Origin of the sequence: Micromonospora sp. LOL_015, assembly GCF_048060275.1 — a bacterium.
Lineage (GTDB): Bacteria > Actinomycetota > Actinomycetes > Mycobacteriales > Micromonosporaceae > Micromonospora_E.
On record NZ_JBHMIO010000004.1, the window covers coordinates 211,669 to 237,638 of the forward strand.

The 25,970-nt window shown below is 70.6% G+C and carries 27 protein-coding genes and 1 pseudogene; 5 read left to right on the forward strand and 23 right to left on the reverse strand.

Translation table 11 applies throughout. The annotated features are described in order from the left end of the window. Positions 1–20 precede the first annotated feature (20 nt). Positions 21–1,361, reverse strand: a complete 1,341-nt coding sequence (gene hisS / locus ACFHWU_RS06405) for a histidine--tRNA ligase (RefSeq protein WP_416556787.1) — start codon at positions 1,359–1,361, stop codon at positions 21–23. 13 nt (positions 1,362–1,374) lie between these two features. Then, a complete protein-coding gene (locus ACFHWU_RS06410) occupies positions 1,375–2,124 on the reverse strand; it encodes an MBL fold metallo-hydrolase (protein ID WP_416556788.1) in 750 nt (249 codons plus the stop codon). A gap of 305 nt (positions 2,125–2,429) precedes the next feature. Between ACFHWU_RS06410 and ACFHWU_RS06415 the strand changes: the two genes are divergently transcribed. Both ACFHWU_RS06415 and ACFHWU_RS06420 read left to right on the forward strand, forming a co-directional pair. Further along, positions 2,430–3,383 (forward strand): peptidylprolyl isomerase, encoded by a 954-nt coding sequence (locus ACFHWU_RS06415; protein ID WP_416556789.1) that lies wholly within the window; start codon positions 2,430–2,432, stop codon positions 3,381–3,383. A gap of 35 nt (positions 3,384–3,418) precedes the next feature. After that, positions 3,419–4,249: a peptidylprolyl isomerase gene (locus tag ACFHWU_RS06420; protein WP_416556790.1), complete on the forward strand. Its 831-nt coding sequence runs from the start codon at positions 3,419–3,421 to the stop codon at positions 4,247–4,249. Positions 4,250–4,331: 82 nt separating this feature from the next. Here the strand turns inward: ACFHWU_RS06420 and ACFHWU_RS06425 are convergent, their stop codons facing one another. The 11 genes from ACFHWU_RS06425 to ACFHWU_RS06475 form a co-directional block, all read right to left on the reverse strand. Continuing rightward, complete coding sequence (locus ACFHWU_RS06425) at positions 4,332–6,803, reverse strand: RelA/SpoT family protein (RefSeq protein ID WP_416556814.1); 2,472 nt, start codon at positions 6,801–6,803, stop codon at positions 4,332–4,334. Between the two features lie 181 nt (positions 6,804–6,984). After that, entirely contained in the window at positions 6,985–7,548 is a 564-nt protein-coding gene (locus ACFHWU_RS06430; RefSeq protein ID WP_416556791.1) for an adenine phosphoribosyltransferase, read from the reverse strand. Positions 7,549–7,627: 79 nt separating this feature from the next. After that, a complete protein-coding gene (gene secF, locus ACFHWU_RS06435) occupies positions 7,628–8,836 on the reverse strand; it encodes a protein translocase subunit SecF (RefSeq protein ID WP_416556792.1) in 1,209 nt (402 codons plus the stop codon). 1 nt (position 8,837) lies between these two features. Continuing rightward, positions 8,838–10,751, reverse strand: a complete 1,914-nt coding sequence (gene secD, locus ACFHWU_RS06440) for a protein translocase subunit SecD (RefSeq protein WP_416556793.1) — start codon at positions 10,749–10,751, stop codon at positions 8,838–8,840. A 184-nt stretch (positions 10,752–10,935) separates the two neighbouring features. Further along, a complete protein-coding gene (gene yajC, locus ACFHWU_RS06445) occupies positions 10,936–11,280 on the reverse strand; it encodes a preprotein translocase subunit YajC (RefSeq protein ID WP_416556794.1) in 345 nt (114 codons plus the stop codon). 145 nt (positions 11,281–11,425) lie between these two features. Next, positions 11,426–12,532, reverse strand: a complete 1,107-nt coding sequence (gene ruvB / locus ACFHWU_RS06450; protein WP_416590067.1) for a Holliday junction branch migration DNA helicase RuvB — start codon at positions 12,530–12,532, stop codon at positions 11,426–11,428. Continuing rightward, complete coding sequence (ruvA, locus tag ACFHWU_RS06455) at positions 12,529–13,131, reverse strand: Holliday junction branch migration protein RuvA (RefSeq protein ID WP_416590068.1); 603 nt, start codon at positions 13,129–13,131, stop codon at positions 12,529–12,531. The genes ruvB and ruvA overlap by 4 nt, the downstream gene beginning before the upstream one ends. Then, complete coding sequence (gene ruvC, locus ACFHWU_RS06460; RefSeq protein WP_416556796.1) at positions 13,128–13,655, reverse strand: crossover junction endodeoxyribonuclease RuvC; 528 nt, start codon at positions 13,653–13,655, stop codon at positions 13,128–13,130. Before ruvC ends, ruvA begins: the two co-directional genes overlap by 4 nt. A 115-nt stretch (positions 13,656–13,770) precedes the next feature. Further along, positions 13,771–14,343: a DUF4352 domain-containing protein gene (locus tag ACFHWU_RS06465; RefSeq protein ID WP_416556797.1), complete on the reverse strand. Its 573-nt coding sequence runs from the start codon at positions 14,341–14,343 to the stop codon at positions 13,771–13,773. A 249-nt stretch (positions 14,344–14,592) separates the two neighbouring features. Continuing rightward, a complete protein-coding gene (locus tag ACFHWU_RS06470) occupies positions 14,593–14,865 on the reverse strand; it encodes a hypothetical protein (protein WP_416569177.1) in 273 nt (90 codons plus the stop codon). Next, positions 14,858–15,142, reverse strand: a complete 285-nt coding sequence (locus tag ACFHWU_RS06475) for a hypothetical protein (protein ID WP_416569176.1) — start codon at positions 15,140–15,142, stop codon at positions 14,858–14,860. The genes ACFHWU_RS06470 and ACFHWU_RS06475 overlap by 8 nt, the downstream gene beginning before the upstream one ends. 368 nt (positions 15,143–15,510) lie before the next feature. Between ACFHWU_RS06475 and ACFHWU_RS06480 the strand changes: the two genes are divergently transcribed. Next, the gene (locus ACFHWU_RS06480) at positions 15,511–16,206 is read left to right on the forward strand and encodes a DUF5753 domain-containing protein (protein ID WP_416590069.1); all 696 of its coding nucleotides are present in this window, start codon (positions 15,511–15,513) and stop codon (positions 16,204–16,206) included. A gap of 4 nt (positions 16,207–16,210) precedes the next feature. Beyond that, positions 16,211–16,375 (forward strand): annotated as a pseudogene (locus ACFHWU_RS06485) (DUF397 domain-containing protein); the annotation flags it as partial. Positions 16,376–16,460: 85 nt separating this feature from the next. Here the strand turns inward: ACFHWU_RS06485 and ACFHWU_RS06490 are convergent. The 10 genes from ACFHWU_RS06490 to pgsA form a co-directional block, all read right to left on the reverse strand. Then, on the reverse strand, positions 16,461–16,595 hold the full coding sequence (locus ACFHWU_RS06490; RefSeq protein ID WP_416590070.1) for a hypothetical protein: 135 nt from the start codon (positions 16,593–16,595) through the stop codon (positions 16,461–16,463). Between the two features lie 502 nt (positions 16,596–17,097). Next, entirely contained in the window at positions 17,098–17,493 is a 396-nt protein-coding gene (locus ACFHWU_RS06495; protein ID WP_416590071.1) for a PIN domain-containing protein, read from the reverse strand. Further along, positions 17,490–17,702 carry a type II toxin-antitoxin system VapB family antitoxin gene (locus tag ACFHWU_RS06500; protein ID WP_278168596.1) on the reverse strand — a complete coding sequence of 71 codons (213 nt, stop codon included), beginning with the start codon at positions 17,700–17,702 and terminating at the stop codon, positions 17,490–17,492. Before ACFHWU_RS06500 ends, ACFHWU_RS06495 begins: the two co-directional genes overlap by 4 nt. 62 nt (positions 17,703–17,764) lie before the next feature. Next, positions 17,765–18,514 carry a YebC/PmpR family DNA-binding transcriptional regulator gene (locus ACFHWU_RS06505; RefSeq protein ID WP_416569173.1) on the reverse strand — a complete coding sequence of 250 codons (750 nt, stop codon included), beginning with the start codon at positions 18,512–18,514 and terminating at the stop codon, positions 17,765–17,767. Between the two features lie 30 nt (positions 18,515–18,544). After that, positions 18,545–19,141 (reverse strand): pyridoxal 5'-phosphate synthase glutaminase subunit PdxT, encoded by a 597-nt coding sequence (gene pdxT / locus ACFHWU_RS06510; protein WP_416557140.1) that lies wholly within the window; start codon positions 19,139–19,141, stop codon positions 18,545–18,547. Between the two features lie 32 nt (positions 19,142–19,173). Next, positions 19,174–20,109, reverse strand: a complete 936-nt coding sequence (pdxS, locus tag ACFHWU_RS06515) for a pyridoxal 5'-phosphate synthase lyase subunit PdxS (RefSeq protein WP_416557131.1) — start codon at positions 20,107–20,109, stop codon at positions 19,174–19,176. 137 nt (positions 20,110–20,246) lie between these two features. After that, positions 20,247–20,753 carry a hypothetical protein gene (locus ACFHWU_RS06520; RefSeq protein WP_416557130.1) on the reverse strand — a complete coding sequence of 169 codons (507 nt, stop codon included), beginning with the start codon at positions 20,751–20,753 and terminating at the stop codon, positions 20,247–20,249. Between the two features lie 34 nt (positions 20,754–20,787). After that, positions 20,788–21,948 (reverse strand): glycosyltransferase family 4 protein, encoded by a 1,161-nt coding sequence (locus tag ACFHWU_RS06525; RefSeq protein WP_416557129.1) that lies wholly within the window; start codon positions 21,946–21,948, stop codon positions 20,788–20,790. A 12-nt stretch (positions 21,949–21,960) separates the two neighbouring features. Continuing rightward, positions 21,961–22,845, reverse strand: coding sequence for a phosphatidylinositol mannoside acyltransferase (locus ACFHWU_RS06530; RefSeq protein WP_416569178.1), 885 nt, complete (start codon positions 22,843–22,845; stop codon positions 21,961–21,963). Positions 22,846–22,889: 44 nt separating this feature from the next. Then, a complete protein-coding gene (pgsA, locus tag ACFHWU_RS06535; protein ID WP_416557128.1) occupies positions 22,890–23,537 on the reverse strand; it encodes a phosphatidylinositol phosphate synthase in 648 nt (215 codons plus the stop codon). Between the two features lie 309 nt (positions 23,538–23,846). Between pgsA and ACFHWU_RS06540 the strand changes: the two genes are divergently transcribed. Beyond that, the gene (locus tag ACFHWU_RS06540) at positions 23,847–25,970 is read left to right on the forward strand and encodes an elongation factor G-like protein EF-G2 (RefSeq protein ID WP_416590072.1); all 2,124 of its coding nucleotides are present in this window, start codon (positions 23,847–23,849) and stop codon (positions 25,968–25,970) included.

Below are 25,970 nucleotides of genomic sequence, written 5' to 3' on the forward strand. Positions count from 1 at the left end.
CTATCGCCGCCGTATGTCCGCTATGCCGACTTGCCGGACACCGCTGGCCGGAGGTCCACCGACGGCGGTGACCAGGCGTCCGCAGCTGCCGGCACCTGATCCCCCGAGCGGATGTCCTTGACGCTGTCCGGCTCACCGTCGACCCCGAGGAACCAGACGTACGGGATGTCGCGGCGCTGGGCGTACCGGATCTGCTTGCCGAACTTGGCCGCCGACGGTGACACCTCGGTGGCGATTCCCCGCCGACGCAGCGCGTCGGCCACCCGGTTGCCGGTCGGCCGGTCGGACTCGGCCGGCAACGCCACCAGCACACAGGTCGGCACCAGCCGGGAGATCGCCAACGCGTCGGCGCCGAACAGCAGCCCCAGCAGCCGGGACACCCCGATCGAGATGCCGACGCCGGGAAAGCGGTCCGCCCCGGCCGAGGCGAGATCGTCGTAGCGGCCACCCGAGCAGATCGAGCCGAACCGCTCGTACCCCTGCAGCTGGGTCTCGTAGACCGTACCGGTGTAGTAGTCCAGACCCCGGGCGATGCGCAGGTCGGCGACGCACAGGCCGGGCGCGTGCGCGGCCGCCGTCTCCAGCACCGCGACCAGCTCGGTGAGCCCTTCATCGAGCAACGGGTGCTCGACGCCGAGGCCACGTACCGCGTCGGCGACCGAGACGTCCGGCGCGGAGATCTCCGCCAGCGACAGGCAGGCCTTCGCCTGGCTGTCGTTCGCACCGGCCGTCTCGGCCAGTAGCTCGGCCACCCGCTGCGGGCCGACCTTGTCCAGTTTGTCGATCGCCCGCAGCGCCGCATCCGGGTCGGTCAGCCCGATCCCCCGGTAGAAGCCCTCGCAGACCTTGCGGTTGTTCACCTGGATCCGCACCGGCGGGATCGGCAGGCTGGCCAGCGCGTCGCCGATGACCAGCGGCAGCTCGGCCTCGTGGTGCGGGGCCAGCTCGTCGCGGTCGACGATGTCGATGTCGGCCTGCAGGAACTCGCGGTAGCGGCCCTCCTGCGGCCGTTCGCCGCGCCACACCTTCTGAATCTGGTAGCGGCGGAACGGGAACTGCAGTTTGCCGGCGTTCTCCAGCACGTAGCGGGCGAACGGCACGGTCAGGTCAAAGTGCAGCCCGAGGGCGTCGTCACCGGCCTCGGCACCCGGATCGGCCTGCAGCCGGCGCAGCAGGTAGACCTCCTTCGAGGTTTCCCCCTTGCGCAGCAGCTGGTCCAGCGGCTCCACCGCGCGGGTCTCCAGCGGCGCGAACCCGTACAGCTCGAAGGTGTGCCGCAGCCGGTCGATGACGTACTGCTCGATCATCCGCTGCGGGGGCGACCACTCCGGGAAGCCGGAGATCGGCCTGGGCTTGCTCATCAAGGTGTCCTTGTCACAGTCCGGTACGTCGGGCCGAGGCGGCGGTGCAGCCGCCGGCAGCCTCGTGCGGGTGGGGCGCGGCCGCGCGGGCGACCTCCTGGAGATACGGGTTGCTCATGCGCTCCCGGCCGATGGTGGTGGCCGGGCCGTGGCCGGGCAGCACCACGGTGTCGTCGGCCAACGGCAGAACCTTGTCGCGCAAGCTGGTCAACATCGTCGGCATACTGCCGCCGGGCAGATCGGTACGGCCGATCGAGCCGGCGAACAGCACGTCACCGGAGAGGCAGACCTGCTCGGCCTCCCAGGCCGAGCCGGCGCCGGGCAGCCGGAGCAGCACCGAGCCTCCGGTGTGGCCGGGGGCGTGGTCGACAGTGATCTCCAACCCGGCGAGCACCAGCGTGGCACCGTCGGTCAACTCGGCCACGTCGTCCGGTTCGCTGTACGGCAGCCGGCCGCCGAACATCGCCGCCAGGTCCGCCGACAGGCCCTTGGCCGGGTCGGCCAGCAACTCCCGGTCGCCCGGATGCACGTACGCGGTGATGCCACGCGCCCCACAGACCGGCGCGACCGAGAAGGTGTGGTCAACATGGCCGTGGGTGAGCAGCACCGCCGCCGGATGCAGCCGGTGCTCGGCCAGCACCTGGTCCAGCTGGTCGAGCACCCCGATGCCGGGATCGACGACGACGCACTGCTCGCCCGGCCCGGCGGCCACCACGTAGCAGTTGGTGCCGAACGCCTGCGCCGGGAAGCCGGTGATGAGCACGCCTCTCCTCTCGGTAGGCCGGCCCGCGCGGGCCGCCGGAATCGTCTCCTCGTCGAGCCTAGCCGCCAGGACACGCCGGGCCGCCAGGGCACACCCGCCGGCCCTGCCCAGGCCGTGACGGCAGCGATGATCTCCGATTGGATACAGAGCGGACCTCGTACAACAATTTCCCAGCCGATACCCGTACACTCTTGCGGGCGTGTGGCGTGGCGCACCGCAATGGCGCCCGGGTCCGGCACGCCCTCCGCAGGACACGTACCGACCCGCCGCACGGCGCAGGGATTGATCAGGAAAGGGGAGCGCGGGTGGCCTCCAGCAGGGACCGGCAGCGCAAATTGGCGCGGGCGAAGCTCGACCGGCAGATGGCCCGGCGTGCCGCCGCGGCCCGGCGCAAGCGGCGGATCCGCGCCGGCGTGGGCGCCGGCCTCGCGCTGCTGCTCATCGCCGGCGGCTCGGCCTGGGCGCTCGGTGCCTTCGAGGGCGAGCCGGAAACTCCGGAGGCCGCCGGCATCTGCACCTGGACCCCGCAGGACACGGCCGCCAACAGCAACCTCACCGACGTCGGCACGCCGGAGACCACCGACCCGCCGCACCGCGGGGTCCAGCCGATGACGATCACCACCAACCAGGGTGAGCCGATCACCGTCGAGCTCGACCTGGCCGCCGCACCGTGCGCCGCCGCCAACTTCACCCACCTGGCCAGCCGCAACTTCTTTGACGACACGACCTGCCACGAGATCACCGACGAGGGCGCGATCCTGTGCGGCGACCCGAGCGGCACCGGGCAGGGCGGGCCGACGTACTCGTACTACAGCGAGAACGTGCCAGTCTCGCCGCAGCTGGACCCGTCGGCCGACCCGACGGAGGAGCTGGCCGACCATCCGCCGCTCTACCCGGCCGGCACGGTCGTCGCGGTCGGTGTGCCGCAGGGCACCAACGGCAGCCAGTTCAAGATCTTTTTTGAGGACTACACCACCGAGTTCCCCTCGTACCCGATCATCGGCAAGGTGACCTCGGGGATGGACACGGTCGAGGCGATCGGTGCGCTCCCACTGGTCAACAACGCCGCCGGCGCCCAGGTGAAGCCGGAGACCGACGTGGTCATCCAGAGCCTGACCGTCGGCGAGCCGATCGGGGCCGACGAGACCGAGGCGACCCCGTCGACCGACCCGAGCGCGTCGGCACCGGCGACCACCACCGACCCGTCGGCCACCGAGCCGGACGCGGAGGGCGCCGACGGCACCGCCGGCCAGTCCTGACCAGACCAGACAACCCGAATCCAGGAGGATCCACCGTGACGTCGACCAGGGAGCGGCAGCGTGCCGCGGCTCGGGCCCGCCTCGAAAAGGAGATGGCCCAGCGCGCCGAGGCGGCCCGCAAGCGCCGCCAGTTGCAGGCCGGCATCGGTGCCGGCGTCGCCCTGCTGCTCGTGGCCGCGGGCACGGTGTGGCTGGTCGCCAGCCTCGGGGACGACGAGACCGAAACCACGCCCCAGGCCGACGGCGGCGACGCCGGCGTGACCTGCGTGTGGAACGAGATCCCCACCGAGCAGCGCCGTGAGACGACCGTGGACGTCGGCGTGCCGCCGACCACCACGCCGCCGGACACCGGCACCCAGGTGATGACCCTGGACACCAACTTCGGTGAGATCCAGGTGGAGATGGACCTGGCCGAGGTGCCGTGCACGGCGGCCAGCTTCAGCCACCTGGCCAGCCAGGGGTTCTGGGACAACACCAAGTGCCACCGGATGTTCCCCGGCATGCTGCAGTGCGGTGACCCGAGTGCCAGCGGCGAAGGCTACCGGGACACCGACGGCACCGGCGGGCCCGGCTACCAGTTCGCCAACGAGAACCTGCCGGTCGACGACCGGCCCGCCTACCCGGCCGGGGTGGTGGCGATGGCCAACAGCGGCCCGGACACCAATGGCAGCCAGTTCTTCTTCATCTATCAGGACGTCGAGCTCAGCCCGGACTACACCGTGCTCGGCCGGGTCACCGAGGGCCTCGACGTCATCCAGGAGGCCACCGAGGCCGGTCACGACGGCGCGTTCGAGCCGTCGCCCGGCGGCGGCCACCCCAACAACGACATCCTGATCAACTCGTTGACGGTGAGCGAGCCGCAGTAGTCCACCGGGTTCGGCGACCGGCAGCGCCGCCGAGCCGGTACCAGTGCGCCAGGGCATCACCCGATGCCCTGGCGCATTGCTGTCAGGTGCCGGAGGTGACCCGGTAGGCGTCGAAGACGCCGTCGACCTTGCGGACCGCGTTGAGCAGATGACCGAGGTGCTTCGGGTCGGCCATCTCGAACGAGAAACGGCTGACCGCCACCCGGTCCCGGGTGGTGGTCACAGTGGCCGACAGGATGTTCACTCGTTCCTCAGAGAGCATCCTGGTCACGTCGGCCAGCAGCTTGTGTCGGTCGAGCGCCTCGACCTGAATGGCGACGAGGAACGTCGACGCCGAAGTCAACTTCCAGGTGACCTCGACCAGTCGCTCCTGCTGCGCCTTGAGTTCGGCCGCGTTGAAGCAGTCGTCGCGGTGCACACTGACGCCGCCGGACCGGGTGACGAAGCCGAACACCGTATCCGGCGGGACCGGGGTGCAGCAGCGGGCTAGTTTGATCCAGACGTCGGTGACACCGCGTACCACCACGCCGGGGTCGGCGCCGTTGTGCCGCGCCCGGGGCGGGCGGGTCGCGACGGCCGACTCGGCCAGGTCCTCGGCGGCCCCTTCCTCACCACCGAGGCTGACCATCAGCCGCTGCACCACCGACTGCGCGGACACCTGGCTGTCGCCAACCGCCGCGTACAGCGCGGCGACGTCGGCCAGGTGCAGGTCACGGGCGATCGCCATCAACGAGTCGGTAGTGAGCATCCGCTGCAACGGCATGCCCTGCTTGCGCATCGCCTTGGCGATCGCGTCCTTGCCGGTCTCGATCGCCTCCTCGCGGCGTTCCTTGTTGAAGTACTGCCGAATCTTGGTGCGGGCCCGTGGGCTCTTGACGAAGCCCAGCCAGTCCTGGGTCGGGCCGGCGGTCGCCGACTTGGAGGTGAAAATCTCGATGACGTCGCCGTTGGACAGCGTCGACTCCAACGGCACCAGCTTGCCGTTGACCCGCGCCCCGATGCACTTGTGCCCCACCTCGGTGTGCACGGCGTAGGCGAAGTCGACCGGCGTGGAACTGGTGGGCAGCGGGATCACGTCGCCCTTGGGGGTGAAGACGTAAACCTCCTGGCTGGACAGGTCGAATCGCAGCGCGTCGAGGAACTCGCTCGGGTCGCTCGCCTCCCGCTGCCAGTCGAGCAGTTGCCGCAGCCAGGTCATCTCGTCGATGTGCGCCGGCGGGCCGACGACAGTGGCGCCCTTCTGCTCCTTGTACTTCCAGTGCGCGGCGATGCCGAACTCGGCGGTGCGGTGCATCGCGTACGTGCGGATCTGCATCTCCACCGGCTTGCCGGTGGGCCCGATCACCGTGGTGTGCAGCGACTGGTACATGTTGAACTTCGGCATCGCGATGTAGTCCTTGAACCGGCCGGGGACCGGCTGCCAGTTCGCGTGGATCACGCCGAGCGCCGCATAGCAGTCGCGGACCGTGTCGACCAGGATGCGTACGCCGACCAGGTCGTAGATGTCGTTGAAGTCCCGCCCCCGGACGATCATCTTCTGGTAGATCGAGTAGAGGTGCTTCGGCCGGCCGGTGACCTCCGCCCTGATCTTCGCGGCGCGCAGGTCGACCTGCACCTTCTGGGTCACCTTGCGCAGCTGGGTGTCGCGCTGCGGCTGGTGCTCCCCGATCAGCCGGTTGATCTCCTCGTACCGTTTCGGGAACAGCGTGCCGAAGGCCAGATCCTCCAACTCCCACTTCACGGTGTTCATACCGAGCCGGTGGGCCAGCGGCGCCAGGATCTCCAGGGTCTCCTTGGCCTTCTGCTCCTGCTTCGCCTTGGGCAGGAAGGTCAGCGTCCGCATGTTGTGCAGCCGGTCGGCGAGTTTGATCACCAAGACCCGGGGGTCCTTTGCCATCGCCACCACCATCTTGCGGATGGTCTCGGCCTTGGCCGCGTCGCCCAGCTTGACCCGGTCGAGCTTGGTGACCCCGTCGACCAGCAGTGCCACCTCACCGCCGAAGTCGGCGCGCATCTCGTCGAGGGTGTAGTCGGTGTCCTCGATCGTGTCGTGCAGCAGCGCGGCGACCAGCGTCGTGGTGTCCATGCCGAGATTGGCGAGGATGGTGGCGACCGCCAACGGATGCGTGATGTACGGATCGCCGGATTTGCGGTACTGCCCGGAGTGCCACTTGGAGGCCATCTCGAAGGCACGCTGCAGCACCCGCGGATCGGCCTTCGGATGGCTCTGCTGATGGGTGGCGATCAGCGGTTCCAGCACCTCGGGGATGTGCGGCGCCTGCCAGGGGGAGTTGAACCGGGCCAGCCGGGCCCGTACCCGACGCCCGGTCGGCGCACCGTTGAAGCCGAAACCGTTGCCGGCCGCTGCCGCGCCGGGGTGGTCGACCGCACCATTCGCCGCCGGAGACCCCGCGCCGTTCGCCGCCGCAGGTGCGGCGCCGCGCTCGCCAGCGACGTCGGGGCCGCCCGAATTGACGGCAGAGCTGGGCGCCTCGTCGTTGGTCACGCCCGCAGTGGGGTTGACCTCGCCAGTCGGATGCACAGTGCCCTCCATGGAAGGAGCGACGACGTCGGGGGACACCGGCCTCCCTCACCTCTGCCGGAACTCAGCCGACCGTATCGGGCTGAGCTGCTACCGCGCTAGCCAGGAGACAGCGCCCCTGACTGACAGGGACCGCAATACTACCCGTCCAGACGGTGCTGTGCCCGGCGGCCGAGCGGCTCGGTCGGCCGGCTCACACCCGCCACACGGCGTGCACCGACCGGGGCGAGAGCCGGTCCCGCCCGGCGAGGAAACCCAGCTCCAGCAGGACGGTGAAGCCCACCACCGTGCCACCGGCCCGGTCGACCAAGTCCAGGGTAGCGGCGGCGGTTCCGCCGGTGGCCAGCACGTCGTCGACCACCAGGACCCGCTGACCGGCGGTGAAGGCGTCCTGATGCACCTCCAGGACCGCCTCGCCGTACTCCAACGCGTACGAGGCGGAGAACGATGCCCGGGGCAGCTTGCCGGCCTTGCGGACCGGAACCACCCCGGTGCCGGTGGCGTACGCGATCGCCGCTGCCAGCACGAAACCCCGCGCCTCGATGCCGGCGACCACGTCGAAGGAGTCCGCTCCGTGGTGGGCGATGATCCGGTCGGTGATCTCCCGGAACGCCGGCCCGTCGGCGAACAGCGGCATCAGGTCCTTGAAGACGATGCCAGGTTTGGGGAAGTCCGGTACGTCGATCACCCGACTGGCCACCAGCGCGGCCGTCTCGGCCCCACTGTCCCCGACGATCACTGCCTCGGTCTCCGTCACCTTGCGCCCTTTCCGTGCCGGATGGGACCGGTGGTGTTCCGGCGGCGACAGTGCCTCCGGAACACCACCGAGGGAATCGTCAGCGACGCTTCGCGCCGCTGGGGCGCTTACGGCCCCCGCCGCCGGGTCGGCCGCCGCGACCGCCGCCGGACTGGCGCTTGCCGGCCGGCCGGGCACCGGCCTTCGGCGCGGTGCCGGCCAGGGCGGCGTCGGCGGCGGGCTCGACCTCGGCCGGCTCGTCGCCCGCCGTCGTGGTCGAGGCACCGGCGCTGGTACGCGACCGCTTCGGCGCCCTGTCCCGCTCCGCCAGCGAGGACCGCTTGGCCTGCACCCGCTGGGTGTGCAGCTTGTACTTCGGCTCCTGCTCCTTGAGCACCGTCACCAGCGGCGAGGAAACGAAGATCGACACGAAGAAGGCCGCGCCCATGCCGACGAACAGCACCAGGCCGAGGTCCTTGAGCGTGCCGGCGCCGAGCAGCCCGGCGCCGATGAACAGCAGCCCGCCGACCGGCAGCAACGCGACGATCGACGTGTTGATCGACCGCATCAGGGTCTGGTTGACCGCGAGGTTGGCGGCCTCACCGTACGTCTGGCTGCTGCCGCCGGTGACGCCCCGGGTGTTCTCCTGGATCTTGTCGAAGACCACCACGACGTCGTAGAGGGCGAAGCCGAGGATGGTCAGGAAGCCGATGATCGTCGACGGGGTGACCTCGAAGCCGGAGGCCGAGTAGATGCCGGCGGTCAGCAGCAGGTCGAGCACCAGGCCGGCGACGGCCGCGATCGCCATCCGGTACTCGAACCGCAGCACCAGGTAGATGGTGACCAGCACCATGAAGACCAGCAGACCGAGCAACGCCCGCTGGGTGACCTGGCTACCCCAGGCACCGCTGACCCGACTGTCGCTGATCGCCGCCTGCTCGATCCCGAGCCGCTCGGCGAGACCCTGCTTGAACGCTTCGGTCTGCTCCGAGGTGAGCTCTGCGGTCCGGAACAGGTAGGTGGTACCGCCGACCTCCTGGCCGGAGACCACCTCGAGCGGCTCCTCGGTGTCCAGCTCGGCGAGCTCGGCGTCGAGGGCGTCCTCGGCCTGCAGCAGGGTGCCGACGCTCGCCGGCACCTGGAACTCGTTGCCACCGCGGAAGTCGATGCCGAGGTTGAAGCCGCGGATCGCGACGCTCGCGATCGCGAGGACCACGACCACCGCGGCGATCACGAACCAGGTGTTGCGCCGTCTGACGATCGGAAGGTTGGCCTCACCCCGGTAGAGGCGTCCGGCGAAACCGCTCATGTCAGGCCTCCTTGACGCGCGGGTTGCGGATCGGGGTCTCGTCCTCGGTCTTCACCGCACGGCCGAGGCCGCTGACCCGGGGAGACAGGAACGCCTTGGTCCGGGCCAGCATCGACATGATCGGGTGCCGGAACAGGAACACCACGACCAGGTCAAGCACGGTCGCCAGGCCGAGGGCGAAGGCGAAGCCCTTCACCGTGCCCACCGAGACGATGTAGAGCACGACCGCCGCCATCAGGGTGATGGCGTTCGCCGAGATGATCGTCCGCCGGGCCCGCAGCCAGGCCCGGGGTACCGCGCTGCGCGGACTTCGACCCTCACGTATCTCGTCCTTGAGGCGTTCGAAGTAGAGCACGAACGAGTCGGCCGCCACACCCAGCGAGACGATCAGACCGGCGATCCCGGCGAGGGTGAGGGTGAAACCGATCTGCCGGCCGAGCACCACCATCGCGCCGAAGACCAGCAGCGCCGAAAGGATCAGGCTGAGGAAGATCACGATGCCGAGCAGCCGGTAGTAGAAGAACGAGTAGACCGCAACCAGCAGCATGCCGATGCCGGCGGCGAGCAGGCCGGCGCGCAGGTGCTCGGTGCCGAGCGTCGCGGAGATGCTCTGCGCCTCCTGCGGCTCGAAGGTCAGCGGCAGGGCACCGTATCGCAGGTTGCTGGCCAGCTCGTTGGCGGTGGCGCTGGTGAAGTCGCCGGTGATCTGCGAGTCGCCGGTGAGTACGCCCTGGATCTCCGGTGAGGAGATCACCTCGTTGTCGAGGACCACCGCGACCCGGCACTTGCCGTCCTGGCCGAGCGCGCTCGCGTCGCACTCCTGGTCGGTGTTGTTGAACGCCTCACGGGTCAGCTCGGTCCAGGCGCGCTGGCCGGAGCCGGTGAAGTTGAGGCTGACCACCCACTGGCTGGTGGTCTGGTCGAGTACGCCGCTGGCGTCGCTGACGTCGGTGCCGACCACCTTCGCCTCGTCCAGCAGGTACTTGACCAGGCCCTCGCAGGCGACGACCTGCTGGGACTCGTCGCGGATCGAGCCGGCCTGGCGCAGCAGGAGCTTGTCGCAGGTCACGTACGGCACGTTGAACTGCACGCCGGCCGGCAGCACCCGGATCTCCGCCGGGGTCAACTCGCCGAACGGGGCCAGGGTCTCGGCCAGCGTCGGGTCGGCGCTGAAGTCGGCCGGCGCCTGCAGGCCGGTCGCCGCCGCCCAGGCCGCCTCGCCGACCTTCGCCTGGACCTCGGCGAGGTCGGCCGGCCCGTCGGCGTCCGCGCCGGCGGCGGGCGTCGGGGACGCGCTCGGGCTCGCTTCGGGGCTGGGGCTGGCCTCAGGACTGGCAGAGCCGGTCGGATCCGGCTGGGCCATGCCGCCCTCGCCGCCGGCGGCTGGGCTCTGCTCCGCCTCCGCCTCCGGCGACGCCTCCGCGTCGGGCGAGGCACCGGGCGACGGCGACGCGTCGGCGCCCTCCTCGCCGGCGCCCTCGCTCGGCGTCGGGGACGGCTGCGGCTGGATCGGCTCACCGCCGTCGGTGGCCTTGAGCACCTTGCGGAACCGCAGCTCGGCCGCGTTACCGATCTCGGTCAGGTCGCGGTTCTGGCCGGGCAGCGAGACGACGATGTTGCGGTCGCCCTCGGTGACCACCTCGGCCTCGGAGACGCCGAGGCTGTTCACCCGGTTCTCGATGATGTCGCGGGCCCGCTCCAGCGAAGCGGCCGGCGGCGCGCTGCCGTCCTCGGTGGTCGCCTCCAGGGTGACCCGGGTGCCACCGATCAGGTCCAGGCCGAGTTTGGGCTCCAGCCGGTCCTGCCAGCTGCCGCTGGCTCCGGCGAAGAACACCATGAGGTAGAGGACGGCGAAGATGAGCCCGAGTGCGGCGAGTTGCCGCCCGGGGCGCATCTGTCCCTGAGGTGGTGCCACGGCGGTCCTGTCTCCCTGCGCGGTTCGGCCGCTGGTGCCCCGGGCGGCAGCGGTTGGTGCCACTGGTGCGAGCGGCGGTGGGGTGGTCGTCGTACCAGCCGCGACCGTCAGGTCGAGCGGTCGTGACCGGCAACACAACGATCAGTATCGTCGATGTAACTCGGGTCTGGCGACCCGGGGTGGCTCAGTCCTTGGTCGGCACCTCGTCCGCCGGGGCGGACTCGGTCGTCGCGCTGGCGTCGGTCTTCGGCACCACCCGGGCGATCGCCGGTCGGGCGTAGCGCTCGTGCACGCCGGGCGAGACCTCCAGCATCACCGTCTCGTCGTCCATGCTGGACACGGTGCCGTACAGGCCGCCGATGGTGACGACCTCGTCGCCGGCGCTGATCGACGACTGCATCTGCTCGGCTTCGCGGCGCCGCTTCTGCTGCGGCCGGATCATCATGAAGTACATGACGACGAAGAGCAGGCCGATCATCAGGATGGGCATGAAGCTGGCGCCGCCCGCGCCCTCTTGCGCCAAGAACACAACAACAACCTTTCGTCAGCCACTCGCGACGCCGTTGCGCTCTGCGGAGGCGAGATCTCACGTGCCGTACAGACCGCGGCGAGTCTAGTCGCTGTGACTGTGAACTCTGGGATCGGCACGGATCACGTTCAGATCACGAGATAATCTAAGCCTCATCTGAGAATAAATCTGGCATATTGGACGCCATGCCGCCTGCCGTACCAGCCCGGGACTGAACACCCGGCACGGCCGGACCGCCGAGCGTCCCCGGCGGCGGCACCCGGCCGAAATGCCGCCAGGTCGCCTCGGTCGCCACCCGCCCCCGGGGGGTACGGGCCAACAGCCCCGCCCGCACCAGGAACGGCTCACAGACCTCCTCGACCGTGTCCGGCTGCTCCCCCACCGCCACCGCCAGGGTGGACAACCCGACCGGGCCGCCACCGAACGAACCGATCAACGCGGTCAGCACCGCCCGGTCCAGCCGGTCCAGACCCAGCTCGTCGACGTCGTACACGGCCAACGCCGCCCGGGCGGTCTCCCGGTCGACCACCCCGGCCGCCCGCACCTCGGCGTAGTCACGGACCCGGCGCAGCAGCCGGTTGGCGATCCGCGGAGTCCCCCGGGACCGGCCGGCGATCTCCGCCGCCCCGTCCGGCGTGATCGGCACCGTGAGAATCCCCGCCGACCGGGTCAGCAGCACCTCAAGCTCGGTCGACTCGTAGAAGTCCAGATGTGCGACGAAGCCGAACCGGTCCCGCATCGGCCCGGTCAGCAGACCGGCCCGGGTGGTCGCACCGACCAGGGTGAACGGCTCCACGTCCAGCGGAATCGCCGTCGCCCCCGGCCCCTTGCCGACCACCACGTCGACCCGGAAGTCCTCCATCGCGCTGTAGAGCAGCTCCTCGGCCGGCCGGGCGATCCGGTGGATCTCGTCGATGAACAGCACGTCGCCCTCGGCCAGGCTGGTCAGGATCGCCGCCAGGTCACCGGAGCGTTCGATGGCCGGCCCGCTGGTCACCCGGATACCCGAACCCAACTCGGCGGCGACGATGTTGGCCAACGTCGTCTTGCCCAGCCCCGGCGGGCCGCTGAGCAGAATGTGGTCCGGCGGCGCCCCCCGGCCCATCGCACCCCGCAGCAGCAGGTCCAGCTGGTCCCGGACCCGGTGCTGGGCGATGAACTCGGCCAGCCGACGCGGCCGGACGCTGACCTCCGCGTCGCGTTCGGCGTCGCTGGCGTACGCCGACACCAGGCCCTCGACGTCGTCACTCACCGGCTCTTACCCAACAATCTGATCGCCTGCTTGAGCAGCACCGGGACCGGCGGCGGCGGACCGTCCAGGCTCTCCGCCACGGCGGCCACCGCCTGGTCGGCCTGCCCGGCGGTCCAGCCGAGCCCGACCAACGCCTGCCGGACCTGCTCCGGCCAGGCCCCGGCGGTCACCCCGGCCGCGCCGTCGGCACCCACCGGCACCGGCCCGACCCGGTCCCGCAACTCCAGCACCAGCCGCTCGGCGCCCTTCTTGCCGATCCCCGGCACCCGGGTCAGCGCCGCCGTGTCGGCGTTCGCGATCGCCTTACGCACCGCGTCCGGGGTGAGCACCGACAGCACCGCCTGGGCCAACCGGGGCCCGACCCCGCTGGCCGTCTGCAGCAGCTCGAACAGCTGCTTCTCGTCGTCGTCGGCGAAGCCGTACAGGGTGAGCGAGTCCTCGCGGACCACCAGGCTGGTGGCCAGCCGGGCCGGGCTGCCGGGCCGCAGGTTGGCCAGGGTGCCCGGGGCGCAGTGCACCGCCAGGCCGACCCCGCCGATCTCGATCACCGCACTGTCCGGCGCGACCGCCAGCACCACCCCGCGCAGACTCGCGATCATCGGGCCCCTCCGCTCCGGGCCGCCCGCTGTGCGGCGGCCAGCCGGTCATGCGTACCACCTCGCCAGATGTGGCAGATCGCCAGGGCGAGCGCGTCGGCGGCGTCCGCCGGGCGGGGCGGGCGGTCCAGCCGCAGCAGCCGGGTCACCATCGCCGTCACCTGGGCCTTGTCGGCCTGGCCGGAACCGGTCACCGCCGCCTTCACCTCGCTCGGGGTGTAGGTCCGCACCGGCAGCCCGGCCCGCGCGCCGGTCAGCACGGCCACCGCGCTGGCCTGCGCGGTGCCCATCACGGTACGCACGTTGTGCTGGCTGAACACCCGCTCGACCGCCACGCTGCGCGGCTGGTGTTCGGCGACCAGGGCGGTCAGCCGCTCGTCGAGGTACAGCAGTCGGTCCGGCAGGTCGTCAGCCGGGTCGGTCTGCACCACGTGGTACGCGACCAGCCGGCACGGCCGACCCGGCACACCCTCCACCACGCCGACCCCGCACCTCGTCAGGCCGGGGTCGACACCGAGCACCCGCACCGCCGATCCTCCCCCAGCCGACACCACCGCCACACGTACGTGTGTTCGACACCCTAGCCAACCGGCAGCGGGCCGGGACAGCCGACACGCGTACCGGAGCCAGCCGGCCGGTACGTCAGTTCAGCTGCACGACGATGACCGCGTCCTGGCTCAGATCGACCGCGTACTCCAGACGCAGGCCGGTGGTGCCGGCCGGGACCTCGAACGGGACGTACCCCTCGACCGAGTCACCGGGGGCGAGGGTGACCGCCTCCGGGGCTTCCCCGACCTCGGCGTCGTAGAAGGACGGTGCGTAGGTTTCGTCCGACTCGTCGAGGAGGAAGAACTGCACGACGTTCGACTCCCAGGGTTCGGCGTCGACGTTCTCGATCTTCACCTGGAGGTACAGCACTTCGTTGCCCTCGCCGACCTCCCACAGTGGGGAGCCTGCGGCGGAGGTGCCGAACGATTCGACGGTGAGCCTGCGCCCGTTGAGTTCCTCGGTGTACGGGAGTGGCTCCGCCGCGGTGCTGGTGTCACCGCCGGCATCGGCGCCGTCGGCCGGTTCGTCGGCCTGCGACGGCGCCGCTGTCTCGTCGACGCTCGACGACGGCGTCCCCTCCGTCGATGAACAGCCTGTGGCGAGGAGCCCGAGAACGCCGAGCACGGCGATCTGGGCAACTGCGGCAGCGAGTTTCCTGTTGGCCATCGTGTCCTCATTCGCGGCTACGTTTCGACTGGGTCTGCGCACCCGCATCACGCCAGCGGAAAGACCGCCGGTTCAGGTGATCTTCGGCGCTCCCGTGACGCTAGAGGTGGTTGTCAAACCTGGGCGTCACGTCCTTGCGAGGTGAGCGGCGACCCTCGCGGCCTGGCCGGGGCGCCGAGGGATGGACGGGGGACCTGCTGGCGGCCCTCCCTGGCAGCACCACCAGGTCCCCCTAGCCTGACCCGAGGCCTACTGTGGGTCGACCGATGGCCGGTCGCTCCGGATGGCCGTGCCCGGCCGGGTGAGCGCGTCCCGGTACGGCCGGACCGTGACCGCCATGCCGTCGCGGTCAGGGTCGTCGCCGTTGATCTCGTGGCCGGTGATCATCACCCACGAGCAGAGCGCCGGCGTCGGCCAGACCTCGATCACCCGGAGTCGCACCGGCCGGTCGGCCGCGACGTGGTCACACTGCCGCAGCGCCACGAGATCCCCCGGGCACACCAGAGCTTCGTCGTCAGGCATCCTCCGACGCTCCGTACGACTCGGCGGACTCGTCACGGCCGTCGTGCGGGTAGCCGGCGGGCATCAACCCGGAAAGATGCAGTACGGCGCGGATCCGCCGGGCACTACTGGGGTCCCAGCGGTCCAGGATGGCGATCGCCCGCAGGAACGGCCGGCAGGGTCCGGGTACGCCGCCGCACCGGTGGCATTCTCCGGTGGTCCGGTTCGGGATGTGGGTGCGGGCGGTCGAGTTCGCGTCGTGGACCGCCCGGGACAGCTCCGGGGACCGGGCGGCCACCGAGGACTCTGCAGACCTGGGCGGAGCAGGCGGGCAAGCATCCGCGCGCTCCGCGCTCGACGTGTCGTTCGGGTCGTGTTGGAAAGATCGATATCGCGCGAGGCGTGGTTCACCACCGAATCCGTCGTTCCTGATAATCCGTACCCCCTCGGGTGGAGTCAACCGGGTTGCACTTCCGTCGATTTCCACCCTGGACTGTTCCCGGCAGTAAGCGGAAGATGGTTTCGGCCACTACGCGACGATGGCACACCTGTCGACCGACCATTCGGGGTGATAATCGTGAATGATCTACCTTCCCTTCCAGCTCGTCTGCGCGAGCTGCGGACCAGCCGCAAGATGGCTCAGGACCGGCTCGCGGCGGCGACGGCGTGTCGAAGTCCCTGGTGCAGTCCTTCGAGTCGGGAAAGCTGGTGCCGCAGGAGGGCACAGCGGGGCGCATGGACGAGTTCTTCGGCACCGGCGATGAGATCCAACGAGCGGCCAAGGAGGAACGGGAGGACCGGCAGCCGTGGCTACGGTCATGGTTCGACCTGGAGCGGCGTGCGGCCCTACTGCGCTCGTGGGGGCCGATGTTGGTGCCGGGGCTGTTGCAGTGCGAGTCGTACATGCGCGAGGTCTTCTCCGCCGTGCCGGCGAACGCCGGGAAGGTCGACGGACTGGTCGCCAAGCGGCGCGAGCGCCAGGCGGCCACGATCGACCGGGACGACCCGGTCGCGCTCTCCGCGATCATCGGCGAGGTGACCCTGCGGCCTGGGCCGCGTGACGTCCTGAAGGAGCAGCTCGGTCACCTCGTGGAGGTAGGTCACCGACCACACGTGCGGATCCGGATGATCCCCGCCGAGTCGGAGGGAATACACGTCGGGCTGTCCAAGGCGTTCGTCATCGCCAGCATGCCGGACGGCCGCCGGTCGGCCTACATGGACGATCAGCTGAGCGGCCACGTGGCGGCCGCGCGTGGCGACCTCAGGCACCTGGAACTAGCCTGGGAGGAGATTGACGCGCTGGCCCTACCCGTGGTCCAGACCCGAGACGTGATCCTGAGGATGCTTCACGAGCACAAGTGAGCCGCGCTGGCGGACGAGCACCCGCAGCACCGGCACCGACGAATGCGTCGAGGTCGCCGACAAGCTTCCCGGCCGCGTCCACGTCCGGGACACCAAGGACCGTGACGGCGGCACCCTGACCTTCCACCCGGCCGCTTGGTCGGCGTTCGTGACGAAGGTGCGCGGCTGAGCCTGCACTCGAAGGCCGCAGGCCGGCCCGGAGCCCTGATCCTTACCGTGAGGCGGGATCAGGGCTCCGTCTTTCCCGGCGTCTCTCAGCGGAGCAACGCCACCACCAGCCCGGTTGTCGCCCCGATCAGCGCAGCTACTCCGGTGAGCACCCCGGGCAGCGTCTTGAGATAGTCGATGATCGTCCGGTGACGGCCCCGAGGATCAAAAACTTTTGTCATCGTTAAACTCCTGCGATAAAGTCACTACATGACTCCCTGTATTCGATCAATGAAACGGACCTTGACCGACCAACGGGAGTCTGAACGGCGCTCGGGTCACATCCGAGCGCCGTTCGCTTTCGGCGAGCGCGATGCACCGCGACTCCCGTCGCACAGTCGCCATCTATTGGAGCCGTCGACGACTCAAAAATCAAGGGTAAACCGACACAACATCCCCCTCGGCACCAACAAGTTCTTATATGCATCCCCCATTCTGCGGGTTGCATGAATTGCTGCACACGAGCTGGCTTGTGTATCCCTGGAGCCACAGGTCACCGTTCCCACCGGGTGCTACCTGCGGATACGTGCCAACGCTGATCGGCGAGGATGGCATCTCCACACGTCTCAACGGCGGCAATCACTCCGGGACACCCTGTGCCGGGAAGGTGTCGCAGGTCAGCCCCCTCTTGGTCTCGTCGGAGACCCGAAGGGACCCTGATCACAACTAGCGTTGCCACAGCGGTCAGGCGACCCGTTCCTGAGCCAACTGCGGCACGAAGCGGGCCACAGTCTCGAAGTCCGCATCGTGGTGAAGCACCGTCAACTTCAGACGAATCGCGGTGGCGATCACAAGATGATCGGCCACCGACACCCCTTGATGGGCGCTGTGGCTGGCGAGTTCAGTCCGCACGGCCCGTACGATCTGCCAGGCGTCGTCCGGGATCGGGACCCAGGGGTAGAGGTCGCGTAGCCCGCGTTCGGCCTGTTCGTACGCCTTCGCATCCGCGATGGTAAGCACTTCCACGAGCACCGGATCGCAGACCGCGATCAGGCTACGCGCAGCCAGGTCGTTCCAGTGCGGGTCGACCTGGCGGCGCAGCATCCGAACCAGGGCACTCGTATCGACCAGATACTTCACTGGTCGAGTTCGTCAAGCTGATCGAAGTGAAAACCCCCGGAGTCAGCAATCTCCTGAAGGTCAGTTAGTGCCCGCCGCCGACGCTCGCGGCTGGACTCCACCGCCTGCCGGAGCGCCTCTGTCACCGTCTCCCGCTTCGTGCCTGTGCCCAGCGCTGCGGTGGCTTCCGCCAGCAGGTCCTCATCAAGATCTAGCAGAGTCTTGGCCATGAGATACACCTCCCGGCTAATAATATATGGCAGCCGAGCGTATATCCCAGGCGACGAGAAGGTCAGCCGACGGCGGCCATGATCTCGTCGGATACGTCGAAGTTCGCGTAGACGTTCTGCACGTCGTCGCAGTCCTCCAGGACGTCGATCAGCTTGAAGATCCGCCGGGCGCCGTCCTCGTCCAGCGGCACGTTCATGCTCGGCACCAGGGAGGACTCGGCAGACTCGTAGTCGATACCGGCGTCGACCAGCGCGGTGCGTACGGCGACCAGGTCGCCCGGCTCGCTGACCACCTCGAAGGCCTCGCCGAGGTCGTTGACCTCCTCGGCACCGGCGTCGAGAACCGCGAGCATGACGTCCTCCTCGGAGTGCTCGCCCTTGGGGACGATCACCACGCCCTTGCGGGAGAACAGGTAGGAGACCGAGCCGGCGTCGGCCAGCGACCCGCCGTTGCGGGTCAACGCGGTACGCACCTCGGTCGCCGCCCGGTTGCGGTTGTCGGTCAGGCACTCGACGAGCAGGGCGACACCGTTCGGCCCGTACCCCTCGTACATGATCGTCTGCCAGTCGGCGCCGCCGGCCTCCAGGCCGGAGCCGCGCTTGACCGCGCGGTCGATGTTGTCGTTGGGTACGGAGCTCTTCTTCGCCTTCTGGATGGCGTCGTACAGGGTGGGGTTGCCGGCCGGGTCACCCCCGCCGGTCCGGGCGGCGACCTCGACGTTCTTGATCAGTTTGGCGAACATCTTGCCGCGTTTGGCGTCGATGACCGCCTTCTTGTGCTTGGTCGTCGCCCACTTGGAGTGGCCGGACATGTGCACCTCCGTCGCTTCCCACCTGCGGGGTCAGCCTGCCGCGACGGCCATCTCCACGAACAGTCGGTGCACCCGACGGTCGCCGGTCAGCTCTGGGTGGAAGGCCGTGGCGAGCAGATTGCCCTGCCGAACCGCGACAATCCTACCTGTGGCCGCACCAGCGGCTACCCGGCCCAGCACCTCGACGTCGTCGCCGACCCGTTCGACCCAGGGCGCGCGGATGAAAACCGCGTGGAACGGCGGGCCGTCGACACCGTCGATGGCCACCGGAGCCTCGAAGGAATCCACCTGCCGGCCGAACGCGTTGCGCCGGACCGCCATCGAGATGCCAGCGAAGGACCGCTGGTCAGCCCGGCCGTCGAGGATCTCGTCGGCCAGCATGATCATGCCGGCGCAGGACCCGTACACCGGCATCCCGGCGGCGATCCGCTTGCGGATCGGCTCCAGCAGGTCGAACTCGACCGCCAGTTTGCTGATCGTGGTCGACTCGCCGCCGGGCACCACGAGCGCGTCGACCTGCTCCAGCTCCTCGGGGCGACGGACCGGCCGGGCGGTGGCACCGCATTCGGTCAGCGCCCGCAGGTGCTCGCGGACGTCGCCCTGCAGCGCCAGCACGCCGACCCGCACCCGCGCGTCGGGAGCCGGCTGGGCCGCGCCGGTCACCAGCCGCGCTCGGCGAGGCGGTGCGGCACCGGGATGTCGTCGACGTTGATGCCGACCATCGCCTCGCCGAGCCCACGGGAGACCTTGGCGAGCACGTCCGGGTCGTCGTGGAAGGTGGTGGCCTTGACGATCGCCGCCGCCCGCTGGGCCGGGTTGCCGGCCTTGAAGATGCCGGAGCCGACGAAGACCCCCTCGGCGCCGAGCTGCATCATCATCGCCGCGTCCGCCGGGGTGGCGATGCCGCCGGCGGTGAACAGCACCACCGGCAGCTTCCCGGTCTCGGCGACCTCCCGGACCAGGTCGTACGGGGCCTGCAGCTCCTTCGCCGCGACGTAGAGCTCGTCGGGCGACAGGGAGGTCAGCCGACGGATCTCGGCGCCGATGCGCCGCATGTGGGTGGTGGCGTTGGAGACGTCGCCGGTGCCGGCCTCACCCTTGGAGCGGATCATCGCGGCGCCCTCGGTGATCCGGCGCAGCGCCTCACCGAGGTTGGTGGCCCCGCAGACGAACGGCACGGTGAACGCCCACTTGTCGATGTGATTGGCGAAGTCGGCCGGGGTGAGGACCTCGGACTCGTCGACGTAGTCCACACCGAGCGCCTGCAGCACCTGGGCCTCGACGAAGTGCCCGATCCGGGCCTTGGCCATCACCGGGATGGAGACCGCCTCGATGATGCCGTCGATCATGTCTGGGTCGCTCATCCGGGACACGCCACCCTGGGCGCGAATGTCGGCGGGCACCCGTTCCAGGGCCATCACCGCGACCGCGCCGGCGTCCTCGGCGATCTTGGCCTGCTCGGGCGTGACCACGTCCATGATCACGCCGCCCTTGAGCATCTCGGCCATGCCGCGCTTGACCCGGGCGGTACCGGTGACGGAGGTTGGCGCGACGGCACCCGGGGTGGCGGCCTGAGCAGCGGGGGTCTCGGACACGGCGGATCGGCTCCTCGGCGAAGTACGCGACAGGGGTACGTCTTGGGATGCTACGCCCGCCGGCAGGGTCCACCGACAGCCAATCGACAACCCGGTGGCCTGCCCTGTGGCCCAGGTCACTGGCGGGTCGGCCCGGCTCACTGGCGGGTCGGATCCACCACCCGCGCCAGCGTCGGATCGTCGATGTCGAAGTAGCGGGGTTCGTCGTGCCGGCGGCCGAAGCGCAGCAGCCGCACCAGCGGCCGCCGGCGGGCCAGCAACGCGTCGCGGACCAGGTCGGTGTGCAGTTGACGGGCCAGCACCAGCCTGCGGCTGGCCACCACCACCGCCTCGGTCGCCGGATCCGGGCTGGTCAGCGCCGTCGCCCGCAACTGCCGGGTGAGGTCGTTCTCGGCGGCCTCACGCTCCTCCGGCGACGCGGCGTCCAACGCGATCCGGGCCGCCGCGTACAGCTCCACCGCGTACTGCTCCTCGGCGAGCACCGCGGCGGCCGCCGCCCGGCGCAGCAGGTGCGCGTCGAGCGCCCGGGCGGCCGCCGCCACCCGGACATGCAGCCGGTCCACCCGGGCCGCGGTCCAGGTGAGGTACGCCGAAAACAGGACGACCGCGACGCTCACACCGACCACCCACCGCATTCCCGGCATCGTAGTGCCGCCGGCGTAGGCCCCGTGGACCCGATCATGGTGGCTCCGCCCACTCCTGGTAGAGCACCCGCCCGTCGGTGGCTTCGATCGCGGCGGCGTACACCTCCAGCACCTGGCGGGCCACCGCGGGCCAGTCGAAGGTCGCCACCACCTGCCGGGCGTGGCCGGCAAGCGCTTCCCGGCGCGGCGCGTCGTCCAGCAGCCGGGCGACGGCGCCGCGCAGCGCCACCGGGTCACCGGTGGGGAACAGTTCCCCGGCCCGGCCGTCGTCGAGTACCCGGCGGAACGCGTCCAGGTCGCTGGCCACCACCGCCGCGCCGGCGGCCATCGCCTCGGTGAGGATCATGCCGAACGACTCACCGCCGATGTTGGGCGCGACGTAGAGGTGCACGCTGCGCAGCATCCGGGCCTTGTCCGGCTCCGATACCAGCCCGAGGAAGGTCACCCGGTCGCGCAACCCGGCCGGGACGGCGGCGTACAGGTCGTCGGGCCGGCCCGGTCCGGCGACCAGCAGCCGCAGCCCGGGGCGGTCCGGGGCCAGCGCGACGAACGCCTCACGGAGCAGGCCGAAGCCCTTGCGCGGCTCGGTGAACCGGCCGAGGAAGCCGAGCGTGCCGCCGGTGCCCGGGCCGCAGTCACCCGGCCAGCCGGGCAGCGGCTCGGCACCGGCGTACTTCGCCACCGCCACCCCGTTGGGGATCTCCACCGCGCCGCCGTCGAGGTGTTCGACCTGCACCCTGCGGGCCAGCGCCGACACCGCGATCCGGGCGGTGATCTTCTCCAGCACCAGCTGCAGCATGCCCTGCGCGGCGGCCAACGCCCGAGACCTGGTCATCGCGGTGTGAAAGGTAGCCACCACCGGGCCCCGGGCGCAGAGCACCGCGAGCAGGCTGACGCTGAGCGCGAACGGCTCGTGCACGTGCAGCACATCGAACTGGCCGCGGTTGAGCCAGCGCCGGACCCGGGCGGTGACCACCGGGCCGAAACTCACCCGGGCCACCGAGCCGTTGTACGGCACCGGCACCGAGCGGCCGGCGGCCACCACGTACGGCGGCAGCGCGGCGTCCTCGTCCGCTGGGGCCAGCACGCTCACCTCGTGGCCGAGATCGATCAGCGCCTCAGCGAGGTCGACGACGTGGTTCTGCACCCCTCCGGGGACGTCGAAGGAGTACGGGCACACGATGCCGATCCGCACGGTGGCCCCCGCTCAACCCGGCCCGGTGGCCGAGCTGCCCGACCGGTCGGGGTCGGGGTCGGGCCGCTCGTCCAGCCACAGCCGCTGCATCATGTGCCAGTCCTGCGGGTGGCGGGCGATGCCAACCGCCAGCCGGTCGGCGATCTGCTGGGTCAGCAGGCGGACCCGCACGTCCAGCGGACCGGCCGACGGGTCGGGCAGCGGCACCGGCCCGTCCAACGCGCCGTGTGCGCGGTCCGGTTCGAACCACATGGTGGTGACGTAGAGCGGGGCACCGGTACGCAGCGCGAGCAGCGCCGGACCGGCCGGCATCCGGGTCCGGCCACCGAAGAAGGTGACCTCGACACCCCGGGCGGACAGGTCACGGTCGGCCAGCAGCGGCACGACGTGGCCGGCGGCGAGCCGGTCAATCAGGACGTCGAACGGTGGCCGGGGACCGCCAGAGGCCGGGACGATCTCCATCCCGAGTCGTTGCCGGACGGCGACGAACCGGTTGTAGACGCCTTCGGGTCGCAGCCGTTCGGCGACCGTGGTCAGCGGCCAGCCGTTGGCCGCCACCCAGGCGCCCGCCGCGTCCCAGTTGCCGGCGTGCGGCAACGCCACCACCGAGCCGCGCCCGGCGGCCACGTTGGCGGCGAGCATCTGCGCACCGGCCAGGTGGAAACCGGCGAGCCGCTGCTGCCGGCTCAGCGACGGCAGTCGGAACATCTCCATCCAGTACCGGGCGTACGAACGCACCGCGTCCCGGGTGAGCCGATCGAACTCGGCCGCTGACAGATCCGGGCCGACCACCCGGCGCAGGTTGGCGGCGAGCCGGCGGACCGACGCCGCGCCGCGCCGATGAGCCCGGTCGGCGCCGACGCGAAACAGGGCGGCGGCGGCCGGCCGGGGCAGCATCCGGATCAGCCGCCAGGCCGCCGCGTAGCCCAGCTCGACCGGGGTCACGCGTCCACGCCCTGCGCCGCCTGCCGGGGACCCGCCGCAGCGGCGGTTTGCTGGTGCACGTGGGCGATCCGCTGCCAGATCGTCACCAGCGACAGCGCGGCGAGCAACCAGAGCGCGGCCGGCAGCCCCCAGCTGACACCGAGGCCGCTGAGCAGGCCACCGACGCCGACCAGGATCAGTCGCTCGGCCCGTTCGGCGACGCCGACGTTGCAGGTCATCCCGAGCCCTTCGGCGCGCGCCTTCACGTAGGACACGATGCCGCCGGCGACCAGGCAGATCAGCGCCGCGACCGCACCCGCCCGGTTGCCGCTGACCGCGAACCAGTACGCTACCGAGCCGAAGATCGCCCCGTCGGCGATCCGGTCCATGCTCGAGTCGAGAAACGCGCCGAAGGTGCTCGATCCGCCGCGCAGCCGGGCCATCGTGCCGTCCAGCACGTCGGTCAGGGCGGACAGCGTGACGATCACCAGACCGGTGATCAGGTGGCCGCGGGCGCCGAAGCCGATCGCCCCGACGAGCACACCTATGGTGCCGGCGACCGTGACCGCGTTCGGCGAGATCCCTGCGCCGAGCAGTCCGCGGGCTACCGGCTCGATCACCCGGGTGATGCCCGCGCGGACGGACACTCTGAAGATCTTCGCCATGGCGGTCCCACGATAACGGTCGACGGAAAGGGTCGGCACGGTGGCCACGAACGTGAACCGGTGGCGGTCACCTCGCGCGCCGGACTTGTGTACGGCGCGTCGCGGGTGTGGGATCGACACGTGAACGTGAGCGAGCTCACCCGGGCCCGGTTCACGTTACCGAGCAGGTACCGCCCGCCTGAAGATGTCGCCGCGGATTCACCCCGCGGTCATCCTCTGCGGTCCCCGGCCGTTCCGGTCCGGACCGGAGCCGGCCTGGTCCGCAGCACGGTCGCCCCACCCAGTCAGGCAGCCAGGAGGTGCGCAGTCATGGCGCAGAAGAACCACGACAGGGGGCCCCGCGGGTCCGTTGCGGTGGTCACCGATCCCGAACGGATCCGCAACGTGGTGCTGGTCGGGCACTCCGGTGCCGGCAAGACCACGTTGATCGAGGCGTTGCTGGCCGCCACCGGGACGATCAGCCGGGCGGGGCAGGTCCCGGACGGCACGACGGTCTGCGACCACGACCCGGCCGCGGTACGCCAGCAACGCTCCGTCGCGTTGAGCTGCGCGCCGCTGGTCCACCGCGACATCAAGGTCAACCTGTTGGACACCCCGGGGCACGCGGACTTCGTCGGCGAGCTGCGGGCCGGGCTACGCGCCGCCGATGCCGCGCTGTTCGTGGTCTGCGCGGCGGACGGGATGGACGCGGCCACCGCCGCGCTGTGGGAGGAGTGCGCGGCGGTCGGCATGCCCCGGGCGGTGGCGCTCACCCGGCTCGACCATCCGCGCGCCGACGTCGACGAGACCGTCGCGTTGTGTCAGCGGGTCTTCGGCGACAACGTACTGCCGCTGCACCTGCCGATGCTCGCCGACGACGGGGTGGGCATCGCCGGGCTGCTGGACCTGCTCGCCCGGCAGGTGCTGGACTACTCGACCGGCCATCCCCCGCAGGTGCGGGAGCCGGACCCGGAGCACCTGCCGGCGATCGCCGAGGCACGCGGCGAACTGATTGAGGGGATCATCGCCGAGAGCGAGGACGAGACCCTGCTCGACCGGTACCTCGCCGGCGAGCAGCTCGACCCGAAGATGCTGGTCGACGACCTGGAGACGGCGGTGGCCCGAAGCCACTTCCATCCGGTGCTGCCGGTCTGCGCCCACACCGGGGTCGGGCTCGACGCGCTGCTGTGGCTGTTGACCGCCGCTTTCCCGGCACCGCCCGAGCACACTCTGCCGGCGGTGACCGGGCTGGACGGCACGCCCCGGCCGCCGCTGGGCTGCGACCCGGCCGGCCCGCTGGTCGCCGAGGTGGTCCGGACCACCGTCGACCGGCACGTCGGCCGGGTATCGCTGGTCCGGGTCTTCTCCGGCACGCTGCGCACCGACCGTACGGTGCATGTGGCCGGGCACGGCCTCAGCCAGCGGGGCCGCCCCGACCACGACGCCGACGAACGGGTGGCGCACATCTACAGCCCGCTGGGTGCCCAGCTGCGGGAGGTCGAGGTCTGCATCGCCGGGGACATCTGCGCGTTGACCAAGTCGGGCAGCGCGGAGACCGGTGACACCATCTCGGCGGCCACGGATCCGCTGCTGGTCGAGCCGTGGGAGATGCCCGAACCGCTGCTGCCGGTGGCGGTCGTCGCCCGTACCCGGTCGGATGAGGACGCGATGGCCCGCAACCTGGGCCGGCTGGTCGCCGGTGATCCGACGCTGCGGCTGGAACGCAACGCCGAGACCCGCCAACTGGTGCTCTGGTGCATGGGCGAGGCGCACGCCGACGTACTGCTGGACCGGCTGCGCTCCGGCGGCGTCGAGGTGGACGTCGAGCCGGTGCGGGTGCCGCTGCGGGAGACGTTCACCGCGCCGGCCCGGGGGCACGGACGACACGTGAAGCAGTCCGGCGGGCACGGACAGTACGCGGTGTGCGACATCGAGGTGGAGCCGCTTCCGGAGGGCAGCGGCTTCGAGTTCGTCGACCGGGTGGTCGGCGGGGCGGTGCCGCACAACTACATCCCGTCGGTGGAGAAAGGCGTACGGGCCCAGATGGACCGGGGCGTGGTCAGCGGACATCCGGTGGTCGACCTGCGGGTGACCCTGGTGGACGGCAAGGCACATCCGGTCGACTCGTCGGACGCGGCGTTCCAGACCGCCGGGGCGCTGGCCCTGCGGGACGCGGCCACCACCGGCCGACCGACGCTGCTGGAACCGGTCGATGCGATCATGGTGCGGGTGCCGAACGGTGCGGTCGGGTCGGTGCTCGGCGACCTGGCCAGCCGACGCGCCCGGGTGCTCGGCACCACCAGCGACGACGACTCCGGCGACCGGACGGTGATCCGCGCCGAGGTGCCGGCGACCGAACTGCTGCGGTACGCGGTGCAGCTGCGCTCGATCACCGGAGGTGCCGGCACGTTCCAGCGGGCGTTCGCCCGCTACGAACGCGTATCGCCCAGTTGA